Consider the following 11,298-nt stretch of genomic DNA (forward strand, 5'->3'; position numbering starts at 1 on the left):
CCCTGCACGGTCGCCAGCCGGTCGATGCCGGGGCCTACTTGGGATACAACGGCGGCAAGCTGCCCGACTCCGCCGAAGGCACCAGCACCTGCTCGGCGGGCGGGATGGTCCCGATCGCCCGCCACAGTTCATCCCCGTGCCAGTATTGGCCGCTCTCGCTGTACAACGCCCCGTTCAAGCCATCCAGCGCATCCGACAACGGCACGAACCGCGCCGCCATCTCGGCCAGGGTCTCCGGCTGCTGGCGCGCCCAGGCGTCCAGGGCCTGGCGCGTGGCCTGGGGGTCGTTGGCCTGGCAGGCGCGCTTGAGGTCGTCGAGCAGGGTGCGCGGGCTGGGGCCGGTTTGCGTCGCGCGCAGCACCGCCGGTTGCGAGCGGGCTCGCCACCACAGGGCAAAGCCGAGCAGGGTGGTCAGGGCCAGGACCAGCGTGGCCAGCTGCCACGGCCAGAGCAGGGCCATGCGGCCACTACTGTCGCTGGCCGGTGTGTCGGCACTCAGTGCCGGGTTGTCCTGGACCTCCAGGGTGCGTGCCGGCAGGCTGCTGTGTTCCAGGTGGTCCTCGCGGGTATTCCACCAGGTCACTTCCAGCGCTGGCAGGGCGAGCTGGCCACTGTGGGTCGGCACCAGGGCCTCGCGCTCCTCGCGATTGGCGACCATGCCGCGTTCGTCGATTTCGTTGCGCAGCAGCGGCTGGTCCGGGTAGCGGCGCAGGCCGACGGTCTCGGTGGCGGGCAGCGGTGGCAGCTGGGTGCTCGACAGCCCCTCGGCGCGCAGGGTGATGTTGCGGGTCAGTGAATCGCCAATCTGTGTGGGTTGGCTGGCCGGGTCTGGGTTCCAGTGCTCTTCCAGGGTCAGGCTGCGCGCCGGTAGCCAGGGGCGGTCGCTTGGGTAGCTGCCGGGGATCGGCTTGACCGTCAGGCGCATTGGTAGCGAGCTGACCTGGACCTGGCGCCCCACCCGCGGCGTACCGGCCGGCTGCTCGCCGTTGTCGGCCGCGGTGGCGGTGAAGCTCAGTGGCGGGATCTCGACGATGCCGCTTTGCTGCGGGTAGATCGCATAGCGGGTCTCGATGACGCCGTGGCGCAGGCCGTTGATTTCTTTCTCGTAGGTGCGCGACTCGCCCAGCGGGTCGACCTTGGCGTTGTCCAGCTGCAACGGGCTGAGGCTGCTGTCGTCGTACAGCGCCACCGAATGGTAGATGCGCAGGGTGAGCACGGCCTGGGCCTGGACGTAGACGGTGTCGCTGTCCAGGGTCGCTTCGACGAATACCTGCGAGGCCACGTCCGGGCGCTGACTGTCGGCCTGCTGCACTTGCAGGTCGATGGGCTGGCTGTACGACTGCCCCAGTTGCAGTTCAGGAATGCGCAGGCTGCCGCTGCGTCTTGGCAGCAGGGTGATGATCCAGCGCGTGCTGGCGCGGGTCTCGCCGTCGAGGCTGTGCAGGCTGTTGAGCTGGCGGGTGCCGCGCACCTCGAAGTCGGCGTCCAGGGCGTGCAGGTCGGGTTTGCCGAACTGGGTGACGTCCTGGCTTTCGAGGGTCAGCTCGAAGGTTTCGCCGGCTTCCAGGCGCGTGCGATCGACGCTGGCTTGCAGCATGGGGGCGGCCTGGGCCAGGAGGCTCCAGAGCAGGCTTGCGAGAAGGACGCCGAAGCGACTCATCGTGTGGTTTCCTGATGCAATTGCTGTTCGTACCAGAATTTGCGCCGCAGCAGCTCCGCCGGGTTGTCGGGGATCTCTCGCAGCCATTGCTCCAGGGCCTGGCGCTGTTCGGCATCGAGGCTGCTGGACTGCGGCCGTTGGGGCGGCTGCGTGATGCTGTCGTCGTCGCCACCGGCTGTGGCGGGGGGCGCCTGGGTGTTGCTGTTGTTCTCACCGGACTGCTGGGCCTGCTCGTCGCTGCCCGGCGTGCCCTGGGCCGGGTTGCTGGTGGAACTGCTGTTGCCTTCGCTGTCGGCGTCCGGGGTGCCTTGTTCATCGGCGTTGGCCGGTTGTTCCTCGGCTTTGGCTTGTTGTTGCTGCACCAGTTGCTGGACCAGCGCCTGGTTATCCAGGGCTGGCTTGAAGTCGGGCTGGCGTTCGAGCGCCTGTTCGTAGGCGTCCAGCGCCGCTTCCAGTTCACCGGCGCGGGCGAGGGCATTGCCTCGATTGTAGTGGGCGGCGGCCGTGTTGCCCTGGGCGAACGCGGCGGCGGCGCCCTCGAAGTCACCCGCCTGGTACAGGGCCATGCCGCGCCATTGCGAATCCTCGAAGTGACGAGCGGCCTCGGCGGGTTGCTGGCGCTGCAGCAGGCGCTGGCCTTGTTGGTCGGGGCGCAGCCACAGGTCGTTGAACTCGAACGCCTGGCTCGGTTGCGGCAAGGCCAGCAACAGCGGCAGGCAGAACAGCCAGCCGCGGCGGCCGGCGCAGGCGGCGAGCAGCAACAGTGGCAGGAGCAGCCAAAAGCCCTGGTCGGCCCAGCTGTCCAGTTGCACGGTCTGGCCGTCGTTGCGCAGCAGCCGTGGGTTGTCGAACAGACCCAGGCCGCGCAGGTCGAGGTCGTCGATGCGCGCGTGGCGATAGCGCCCGCCGGTGCCGTTGATGAAACCCTTGAGCGAGGCGCTGTCCAGGCGCGGCAGGAGGATGCCGCCCTGGTCATCCTTGAGGTATTCGCCGTTGGCCTGGCGTACCGGCGCACCCTCGGCGCTGCCCACGCCGAGCATCAGCAGGCTCGGGCCTTGACGCCCGAGCACCTGGAGGATGCCTTCGCGCTCGGGGTTGCTCAGGGAGGAACCAACCAGCAGCAGGCGGCCCTGGCCCAGGCCGCTCTGGGCCAGCAGCGCCAGGCCTTTCTGCACGGCCAGGTCAGCGCGCTGGCCTGGCTGCGGCATGATCGACGGGTCGATCGCCTCCAGCAGGTTGCGCGTGGTGCCCAGGTCGTCGGACAGCGGCACCAGGGTGTGGGCGGAGCCGGCGTAGACGATCAGCGCGGTCTGGCTGTCCTGGCGGTGCTCGAGCAGGTCGAGGATCTTGCGCCGGGCCTGCTCCAGGCGGTTGGGCGCGCTGTCTTCGGCGAGCATCTGTGGGGTCAGCTCGAGCAGGATCACCAGTGGGTCGGCCGGGCGCTGGCGGGTTTCCTCAAGGCGCTGCCAGCTCGGCCCGAGCAGGGCCAGCACGATCAGCAGCCAGGCCAGGCCCAGGGCGATCCACGGCAGCTTGCTGGTGCTGCCGCTGCCGCTGCCGCCCCCGAGCAACACGGCGTGAAACTGCGGCGGCAGGATCATCTGCCAGCGCCCGGCGCGCTTGCGCCGGTGCCAGAGCTTGAACAGCAGCCAGCCGAGCAGCGGGATCACCAGCAACCAGAGCGGGCGTAGCCATTGCGGCCAGAGGTCGATCATCGCCGCCTCCTCAGGCGCAGGCGCTTTAGGCGCTGGCGCCATTCCGGGTGGGGTTGCAGGAAGCTGGGTTTGCGCAACTGGCGCAGCAGCAGGTTGTCGGGCCATTGCACCGCTACCACCAGCAGCACGCTGAGCAGCAATGCCAGCCCCAGTGGCCAGGCATACAGCTCGGTGGCGGTGCGCGCCTGGGTGGGTTGCTGGGCCACCGGTTCCAATTGGTCGAGGGTGTCGCCGATGGCGTTGAGCTCGGCGCCGTCATGGGCGCGGAAGTAGGCGCCGTGGGTGATGCCGGCGATCTCCTTGAGCGAGGCTTCGTCCAGGTCCAGGCTCGGGTTCAGGCCGAGCAGGCCGGGGGTGCCGCTGGCTTCCGGGTTGGCGCCGATGCCGATGGCGTAGATGCGCACGCCTTCCTGGGCGGCCAGGCGCGCAGCGGTCAGCGGGTGGATCTGCCCGCCGTTGTTGGCGCCATCGGTGATCAGGATCAGCACTCGGCTCTGCGCCGGGCGCAGGCGCAGGCGCTTGACCGCCAGGCCAATGGCGTCGCCGATGGCAGTGTTCTTGCCGGCGATGCCGATCTGCGCCTCGTCGAGGAAGGTGCGCACGGTGCGCCGGTCGAAGGTCAGCGGCGCCTGCAGGTAGGCCTGGCTGCCGAACAGGATCAGCCCGACCCGGTCGCCCTGGCGGTCCTGCAGGAAGTCGCCCATCAGCGCCTTGACCAGGTCCAGGCGGCTGATCTCGTCGCCCTGCCACTGCATGTCGGGGAAGTCCATGGAGCCGGACACGTCCACCGCCACCAGCAGGTCGCGGCCGCTGGCCGACACCGGCACCGGGTCGCCCAGCCATTGCGGGCGGGCGGCGGCCAGCAGCAGGAGCAACCAGATCAGCACGAACGGCGCCTGCTGGCGCCAGGTCGGCAGGTTCAGGCGCGCGCGGCGCCCGGCCAGGCCTTCGAGCTCGTCGAGGAAGCCCACCTTGAGCACCGGTTCGCCGCTGTCGGCGGCCGGCAGCAGCAGGCGCATCAGCCAGGGCAGCGGCAGCAGCGCGAAGATCCACGGCCAGGCCAGTTCAAACATGCTTGCGGATCCAGGTTTCGACCGCCTGGGCGAGCCCGGCGATGGCTTTGTCGTCGAGCTTGCACTCGGGTTTGTAGGCGCCTTCGACCAGCACCATCCAGCGGGTCAGGCCGGCGGCCGGGCAGCGGTTGTCGAGAAACGCCAGCCACTGGCGGCCGTTCAGCGTATGGCTGTTGGCGCCGGGGTAGTGGGTGCGGCACAGGCGCTTGAGCAGGGCGTTGATCTGCTGCAGCCAGGCGCCGGCCGGGGCACCGTCGTAGGGGCGCGGCAGGCGCGCCAGCTCGGCGAGGGCTTCGACGCGCAGCGGGTCCAGCGGTTGCTCGGCGCGCACCACCTTGCGTTTGCCCGGGCGCCAGCGGCGCAGGCGCCATGCTCCCCAGGCCAGCAATGGCAGCAGGGCGAGCAGCAACCACCAGCCGGGCGCCGGGGGCCAGAAGCCGACGGCGGGCGGGGCGACCAGCGGTTGCAACTGATCCAGCGGGTTCATTTGGTGTTCCCCGGGCGCTGGGCGTTCAGGTACTCGCGCAGTTGCTCGATCATCTCGCTCTGCGTGCTCAGCGGCATCAGCACCACGCGAAGCTTCTGCGCCAGTAGCTCCCAGCGCTCGATACGCGCCTCTGCCTGCTGACGGTAGGCCTGGCGCAGGTTGGCGTCCAGGGTGTCGAGCTCCAGCTGTGCACTGCGCTGGGCGAAACGCAGCAGGCCGGCGGCGGGCAGGGCGTGGTCGAGCGGGTCGCTGACCGGCATCAGCAGCACGTCGCAGTGGCGCGACAGCATCGCCAGGTGCTGCTCGACGCTGGCGCTCAGGGCGCGCTCGTCGCAGATGACGATGGCCAGGCTGCCCGGGCGCAGCACCTCGCGCGCCCGGCGCAGGGCCAGGCCGAGGCTGTCAGGGTGCGGCAGCGCTTCGGTATGCAGTGCCTGGTTGACCTTGGCCAGGCGGTTGAGCAGCTGCAGCAGGCTCTGCTTGCTGCGTCGCGGCTTGACCTCATGGTGCTCGTTGTCGCCGAACACCAGCCCGCCGATGCGGTCGTTGTGGCCCAGCGCGGCCCAGCCGAACAGTGCCGCGGCCTGGGCCGCGAGCACCGATTTGAACAATAGCCCCGAGCCGAAGAACAGCCGCTGGCTCTGTTCGACCATGATGAAGATCGGCCGCTCGCGCTCTTCGTGGAACAGCTTGGTGTGGGGCTCTTGAGTGCGTGCGGTGACGCGCCAGTCGATGTTGCGCACATCGTCGCCGGCCTGGTAGACCCGCACCTGGTCGAAGTCCACCCCGCGCCCGCGCAGCTTGGAGTGGTGCAGGCCCACCAGCGGGCTGCGCTGGCCGGGGCGCGAGAACAGCTGGATCTCGCGCACGCGGTGACGCATGTCGATCAGCTCGGACAGGCCGATGCGGATGCCGTGCTCGGCCAGGTGCGTGGTGGGCATGTCGGTCAGGCGACGGCCACGACGTCGAGGATGCGCTGGACCACCCGGTCCTGGTCGACCCCTGCGGCTTCGGCCTCGAACGAGAGGATGATGCGGTGGCGCAGCACGTCGAACAGCACCGCCTGGATATCCTCCGGGCTGACGAAGTCGCGCCCGGCCAGCCAGGCGTGGGCGCGCGCGCAGCGGTCCAGGGCAATCGAGCCGCGTGGGCTGGCGCCGTAGGCGATCCAGTCGGCCAGCTCGCTGTCGAACTTGGCCGGGGTGCGGGTGGCCATTACCAGTTGCACCAGGTACTCCTCCACGGCATCGGCCATGTACAGGCCGAGGATCTCTTTGCGCGCGGCGAAGATCGCCTGCTGGCTGACCCGGCGCTCGGGCTTCACCTCGCCACCCAGGGCCTCGCCCCGGGCCTGCAGCAGGATACGCCGCTCCACCGCGGCGTCGGGGAAGCCGATCTTCACGTGCATGAGGAAGCGGTCGAGCTGGGCCTCGGGCAGCGGGTAGGTGCCTTCCTGTTCGATCGGGTTCTGCGTGGCCATCACCAGGAACAGCGGCGACAGTTCGTAGGTGCTGCGCCCGACGCTGACCTGGCGCTCGGCCATGGCTTCGAGCAACGCCGATTGCACCTTGGCCGGTGCGCGGTTGATTTCGTCGGCCAGCACCAGGTTGTGGAAGATCGGCCCCTGCTGGAATACGAAGCTGCCGGTTTCCGGGCGGTAGATCTCGGTGCCGGTGATGTCGGCGGGCAGCAGGTCGGGGGTGAACTGGATGCGATGGAACTGCGCCTCGATGCCTTCGGCGAGCTCCTTGATGGCCTTGGTCTTGGCCAGGCCCGGGGCGCCTTCGACCAGCATGTGGCCGTCGGCCAGGAGCACGATCAGCAGGCGCTCGACCAGTTTCTCCTGGCCGAGGATCTGGGAAGAGAGAAAGGTGCGCAGCGCGATCAGCGCCTCACGGTGTTCCATCGTCGACGGTTCCTGGGAATGAGCCGGCGCAAACGGGTGGAAGCGACTGCCGGGCAAGGGCTGATACTTTAATCCATCCGGGGGGGTGGGGACCAATGGAGGTTTGCAAAAATCGTGTAAAGCAGGGGCTGGCGGGTGTTCGGCGAGAGCCTTGCTGCGCCCTTGGGATCAAGCGCCGCCCGTGCGGCGCATTGCGGATGAATCCGCTCCTACAGGGGGCGCGCCGGGCTCTGTAGGAGCCAGCTTTGCTGGCGAACCGGGTCCGACGCGGGACCGTGGTGTGGCCTTCGCCAGCAAGGCTGGCTCCTACGGGGTGCGGGGTTTCTGTAACGGGGGCTCAGTTCTTCGACTTCGAATGCCGCCACCCTTGGTCAAAGCATGCGAACACCACTACCAGCACGCCGGCCACCGCCAGGATCAATGCCACGCCATCGGTGGAATGGGTCGCCGACCCCGCCACCAGCGCCAGCCCACCCAGCGGTGCCAGGCCGCCGGCCACGGCGGTGCCGACCTCACGCCCGGTACCAAAGCCGGACGAACGCGTCTGGGTCGGGAACTGCCGGCTGAGGAACGATCCCTGCGGGGCGAACATCATCGGCGCCAGGATCCCGGTGCCCACGGCGATGGCCAGGTAGATCATCATCGGCTCGCCGGTCGACAGCAGTCGCAGGAACGGGAACGCGAACAGCGCCGACAGCACCCCGCCCAGCATCAGCACGGTCTTGCTGCTCCACTTGTCGCACAGCCAGCCGAAGAACGGCACGGCGAAGATCGCCACCAGGCTGGCCAGGGTCACCGACAGCGAGGTGACATGGGCCTCGACGCCCTTGAACTGGGTCAGGTACGCCAACGAGAAGGTCTTGAAGATGTAGCTCAGGGCGTTGTAGCCCACGGCCACGAAGAACACCACGGCCAGGCCCTTGACGTCGTTCTTGAACAGCAGCTTGAGCGGCGACACCTGCGGCTTGTCGTCGGCCTTGTCCAACTGCTTGAAGTCCGGGGTCTCGGGAATGCTCTTGCGCACCCACAACCCCACGGCCACCAGGACGATGCTGGCGATGAACGGGATGCGCCAGCCACCGGCGAGCAGGAACTCGTTGCCGTTCATGGTCAGCAGGTACACGGTCAGCGACGACAGCAGCAGGCCCAGGTTCAGCCCCAGCGCCGGCCAGGCGCCCTGGCTGCCGCGCTTGCCTTCGCTGGCGTGCTCGTAGGAGGTCACCGCCGCGCCGGACAGCTCGGCGCCGGCGCCCAGGCCCTGGATGATGCGGATGACCACCAGCAGGATCGGCGCCCAGATACCAATGGTGGCGTAGCCCGGGATCAGCCCGATCAGCGCGGTGCACACCCCCATCATGCAGAAGGTGATCACCAGCACCTGCTTGCGCCCGAAGCGGTCGCCCAGGTAGCCGAACAGCACGCCGCCGAAGGGGCGGGCGATGAAGCCGATGGCGAAGGTGGAGAACGCCAGCAGCGAGGCCACCGCCGGGTTGCTCGGGTCGAAGAAGATCTTCGAGAAGACGATCGCCGCCATGGTGGCGTAGAGGTAGAAGTCGTACCACTCCAGCATCGAGCCGAAGATGGTCGCCGCCGCCACCTTGCGCAGGCGCTTGCGTTGTTGTTCGGGCGTTTCGGTCGCGGCCAGGGCCGCCTCGTGTACCGACATCGAAGGTTTCCTTATTGTCTTTGTAGTTGTGGGTGCAGCGGATGTTCAGCGGGCCTTGAGGATCTTCTCGGCGATCATCTGGCCGATGGGGATGGCCGAGGTGGCGGCCGGCGACGGGGCGTTGCAGACGTGGACCATGCGCGGGGTCTCGGCGAACAGGAAGTCGTGCACCAGGGAGCCGTCGCGCATCACTGCCTGGGCGCGGATGCCGGCCTCATAGGGCAGCAGGTCCTCGACCTCGAGCGACGGGCAGTACTTGCGGCATTGCTCCAGGTAGCCGCGCTTGAACAGCGAGTTCTTCATCTCGGTGGTGCCGGAGCCCAGGTTGTTCCAGAGGGTTTTCCAGAAGCCGGGGAAGCGCGCGTACTCGGCGACATCGCGCCAGTTCACCGAGAACTTGCGGTAGTTCTCCCGGCCGAAACCCAGTACTGCGTTGGGGCCGACGGTGACGCTGCCGTCGATCATCCGTGTCAGGTGCACGCCGAGGAACGGCAGTTCGGGGTCGGGGATCGGGTAGATCAGGTGGTTGACGATCTGGTTCTTGCTCGCCGGCAGGCGGTAGTACTCGCCGCGGAAGGGGATGATCTGGTGGTCGATCCTGACCCCGGCCAGGCGCGCCAGGCGGTCGGACTGCAAGCCGGCGCAGGCCACCAGCTGGCGGGCGCGCCAGGTGTGGCTGTCGCTGGTGACGGTGACATGGTCGGCGTGCTCCTGGATGGCGCGCACCGTGGTGGACAGGCGCAGCTCGCCACCGGCCTGCTGGATCACCTTGGCCATGGCGTCGCACACCTGCGTGTAGTCGACGATGCCGGTGGCATCGAGGAACAGCGCACCCTTGCCGACGATGTTCGGCTCCCGCTCGCGCAGCGTGCCGGCATCCAGGCGCTCGACCTTCAGGCCGTTCTGCTGCGAGCGTTCATACAGCGCCTGCATGCGCTGCACTTCCAGGTCGTTGGAGGCCACCAGCAGCTTGCCGCACACCTCGAAGGCGATGCCATGCTCGCTGCAGAAGTCCTTGGTGGCCTGGGCGCCGCGCTTGCACAGGTCGGCCTTGAGGCTGCCGGGGGCATAGTAGATGCCGGCGTGGATCACGCCGCTGTTGTGGCCGGTCTGGTGGCGGCCGAGGCTGGCCTCTTTCTCAAGGAGCAGCAGCGAGGCGCCGGGGCGCTGTTCGAGCAGGGCCATGGCAGTGGCGAGGCCGACGATGCCGCCGCCGATGATGCAGTAGTCGTAGGTCATGCAGGGTTACCTTGGTGTTCTTGTCGGTGGATCTGCTTATCAGGTTGTCAGACTAACTAGTGCGCGTGAAAACCTCGCCAGGTCGCGATGAGGTTCTCCGGGGTCAGTCGAGGGCGGGGAGGTCGAGTTTCAGGCGTTTGGCCGAGGCGCGCAGGTGGGCTTCGGCGCAGGCTGCCGCTGCCTGCCGGTCGCCGTCGGCGATGGCCAGGTACAGGGCCCGGTGCTCGCGCAGGGCGTCGGCCGAACCCCCTACCGCTGGGGTGGCGGAGTTTTCCCAGGCGGTACGGCGCGCGGCGGCCAGCTGGCCGCCGAGGAAGTCGTGGAAGGCGACGAAGTAGTCGTTCTTGCTGGCTTCGGCGATGGCGCGGTGGAAGGCCACGTCGGCGGCCGAGGCGCTGGCGAAGTCGCTGCGCGGGTCTTCCATGGTCTCCAGGGCGGCGGCCATGCGCTTGAGGTCACCGTCATCGCGGCGGCGGGCGGCGATGGCGGCGGCCTGGGTCTCGATCCACAGGCGCATTTCGAACATCTGCACCAGGTCCGGCGTGCGCCCCTGGCTGCCGGGGAAGCGGAACACGGTGCCACTGGGCGTCTGCGAGATGTACGAGCCGAGCCCGCGGCGGGCGATCAGCACGCCATCGGCCTTGAGCTGCGCCACCGCTTCACGCACCACCGAGCGGCTGACGTTCAGCTGTTCGGCCAGTTGCTGTTCGGTGGGCAGGCGCGATTCGGCGGCCAGGCGGCCGGCATCGATTTCGCCGCGGATGGCGCTGACGACCCGTTCGACGAGAGTGTCGGGGCGCTGAAGCTCGAGCATGGACAGTGGTTTCTTGTTGGTCAGGTTGTCAGACAATGCCTGTGCCGGTGTTTGTCTGTCAATGTTCTGGTGAGCTGCACGCTGTTTGTAGGAGCGGCCTTGTGCCGCGAAAGGGCCGCAGCGCGGCCCCAGGATCTCGGCATTTACCCACATATTGTTGGGGCTGCTTCGCAGCCCTTTCGCGGCACAAGGCCGCTCCTACACAGGCGATGTATTGGTTCAGAGCTCGGACACGAACGTCCCGGTCCCGTCGAGGATATTGCGCAAGGTCAGCGCCACTTCCTCCAGGTCGCTGCCGGCAGACGTGAGGATGATTTCCAGCGACTCATCCCCCTTCAGCGCATCACGGTCCCCCGGCGCCACCTCGATCAGCAACCGTTCGGCGCTCAGGGTCACCTTCAACCCATCCAGCGTCGAAGGCTCGTCGTCCAGGGTGAGGTCGACGGTGTCCTCGTCCGGGTAACGGGTCAGCAGGAACATCTGGCCCTTGTCGCTGTGGCAGCACAGGGTCGCCATGTTGTCTTCCTCGTCATCGCAGGGGGTGGCGAAGAGCAGGGCGGTTTTCAGTTGCATGGGCGGCTCGGGTCAATGGAAATGAACGGGAATTCTGACAGCCTTGACCGTCGCGATAAACGTAAAGTTACCGCCCCTTGACCGAATATGTCGCAGCGCTGCAAGCCGCGGTGACCGTTCAGTCGTTAAGCTCCCCAGTCGGTGGACATGACGCTCATGTCCAAC

The 11,298-nt window shown here is 68.0% G+C and carries 10 protein-coding genes; all 10 read right to left on the reverse strand.

Annotated elements, in window-relative coordinates:
- Positions 1-34: 34 nt before the first annotated feature.
- The 10 genes from P5705_RS14545 to P5705_RS14590 all read right to left on the reverse strand — a co-directional run bounded on the left by P5705_RS14545 (position 35) and on the right by P5705_RS14590 (position 11,133).
- Positions 35-1,660, reverse strand: a complete 1,626-nt coding sequence (locus P5705_RS14545) for a BatD family protein (protein WP_277461533.1) — start codon at positions 1,658-1,660, stop codon at positions 35-37.
- Entirely contained in the window at positions 1,657-3,375 is a 1,719-nt protein-coding gene (locus P5705_RS14550) for a tetratricopeptide repeat protein (protein ID WP_277461534.1), read from the reverse strand. Before P5705_RS14550 ends, P5705_RS14545 begins: the two co-directional genes overlap by 4 nt.
- Positions 3,372-4,448: a vWA domain-containing protein gene (locus P5705_RS14555; protein ID WP_277461535.1), complete on the reverse strand. Its 1,077-nt coding sequence runs from the start codon at positions 4,446-4,448 to the stop codon at positions 3,372-3,374. Before P5705_RS14555 ends, P5705_RS14550 begins: the two co-directional genes overlap by 4 nt.
- Positions 4,441-4,935: a DUF4381 domain-containing protein gene (locus P5705_RS14560; RefSeq protein ID WP_277461536.1), complete on the reverse strand. Its 495-nt coding sequence runs from the start codon at positions 4,933-4,935 to the stop codon at positions 4,441-4,443. Before P5705_RS14560 ends, P5705_RS14555 begins: the two co-directional genes overlap by 8 nt.
- The gene (locus P5705_RS14565) at positions 4,932-5,876 is read right to left on the reverse strand and encodes a DUF58 domain-containing protein (RefSeq protein WP_277461537.1); all 945 of its coding nucleotides are present in this window, start codon (positions 5,874-5,876) and stop codon (positions 4,932-4,934) included. Before P5705_RS14565 ends, P5705_RS14560 begins: the two co-directional genes overlap by 4 nt.
- A 5-nt stretch (positions 5,877-5,881) precedes the next feature.
- A complete protein-coding gene (locus P5705_RS14570; RefSeq protein WP_011532987.1) occupies positions 5,882-6,841 on the reverse strand; it encodes an AAA family ATPase in 960 nt (319 codons plus the stop codon).
- Positions 6,842-7,178: 337 nt separating this feature from the next.
- Positions 7,179-8,507 (reverse strand): MFS transporter, encoded by a 1,329-nt coding sequence (locus P5705_RS14575; RefSeq protein WP_277461538.1) that lies wholly within the window; start codon positions 8,505-8,507, stop codon positions 7,179-7,181.
- Positions 8,508-8,552: 45 nt separating this feature from the next.
- Positions 8,553-9,746, reverse strand: a complete 1,194-nt coding sequence (gene lhgO / locus P5705_RS14580; RefSeq protein WP_277461539.1) for an L-2-hydroxyglutarate oxidase — start codon at positions 9,744-9,746, stop codon at positions 8,553-8,555.
- A gap of 103 nt (positions 9,747-9,849) precedes the next feature.
- Complete coding sequence (locus P5705_RS14585) at positions 9,850-10,560, reverse strand: FadR/GntR family transcriptional regulator (protein WP_277461568.1); 711 nt, start codon at positions 10,558-10,560, stop codon at positions 9,850-9,852.
- Between the two features lie 219 nt (positions 10,561-10,779).
- Positions 10,780-11,133, reverse strand: coding sequence for a hypothetical protein (locus P5705_RS14590; RefSeq protein ID WP_277461540.1), 354 nt, complete (start codon positions 11,131-11,133; stop codon positions 10,780-10,782).
- Positions 11,134-11,298: the final 165 nt, after the last annotated feature.

The organism is Pseudomonas entomophila, from assembly GCF_029478665.1.
GTDB classification, from domain to species: domain Bacteria; phylum Pseudomonadota; class Gammaproteobacteria; order Pseudomonadales; family Pseudomonadaceae; genus Aquipseudomonas; species Aquipseudomonas entomophila_F.

Excerpts from the sequence above, each read along its gene's own strand:
- P5705_RS14545 (WP_277461533.1), bottom strand. The coding sequence starts at position 1,660 with ATGAGTCGCTTCGGCGTCCTTCTCGCAAGCCTGCTCTGGAGCCTCCTG.
- P5705_RS14550 (WP_277461534.1), bottom strand. The coding sequence starts at position 3,375 with ATGATCGACCTCTGGCCGCAATGGCTACGCCCGCTCTGGTTGCTGGTG.
- P5705_RS14555 (WP_277461535.1), bottom strand. The coding sequence starts at position 4,448 with ATGTTTGAACTGGCCTGGCCGTGGATCTTCGCGCTGCTGCCGCTGCCC.
- P5705_RS14560 (WP_277461536.1), bottom strand. The coding sequence starts at position 4,935 with ATGAACCCGCTGGATCAGTTGCAACCGCTGGTCGCCCCGCCCGCCGTC.
- P5705_RS14565 (WP_277461537.1), bottom strand. The coding sequence starts at position 5,876 with ATGCCCACCACGCACCTGGCCGAGCACGGCATCCGCATCGGCCTGTCC.
- P5705_RS14570 (WP_011532987.1), bottom strand. The coding sequence starts at position 6,841 with ATGGAACACCGTGAGGCGCTGATCGCGCTGCGCACCTTTCTCTCTTCC.
- P5705_RS14575 (WP_277461538.1), bottom strand. The coding sequence starts at position 8,507 with ATGTCGGTACACGAGGCGGCCCTGGCCGCGACCGAAACGCCCGAACAA.
- lhgO (WP_277461539.1), bottom strand. The coding sequence starts at position 9,746 with ATGACCTACGACTACTGCATCATCGGCGGCGGCATCGTCGGCCTCGCC.
- P5705_RS14585 (WP_277461568.1), bottom strand. The coding sequence starts at position 10,560 with ATGCTCGAGCTTCAGCGCCCCGACACTCTCGTCGAACGGGTCGTCAGC.
- P5705_RS14590 (WP_277461540.1), bottom strand. The coding sequence starts at position 11,133 with ATGCAACTGAAAACCGCCCTGCTCTTCGCCACCCCCTGCGATGACGAG.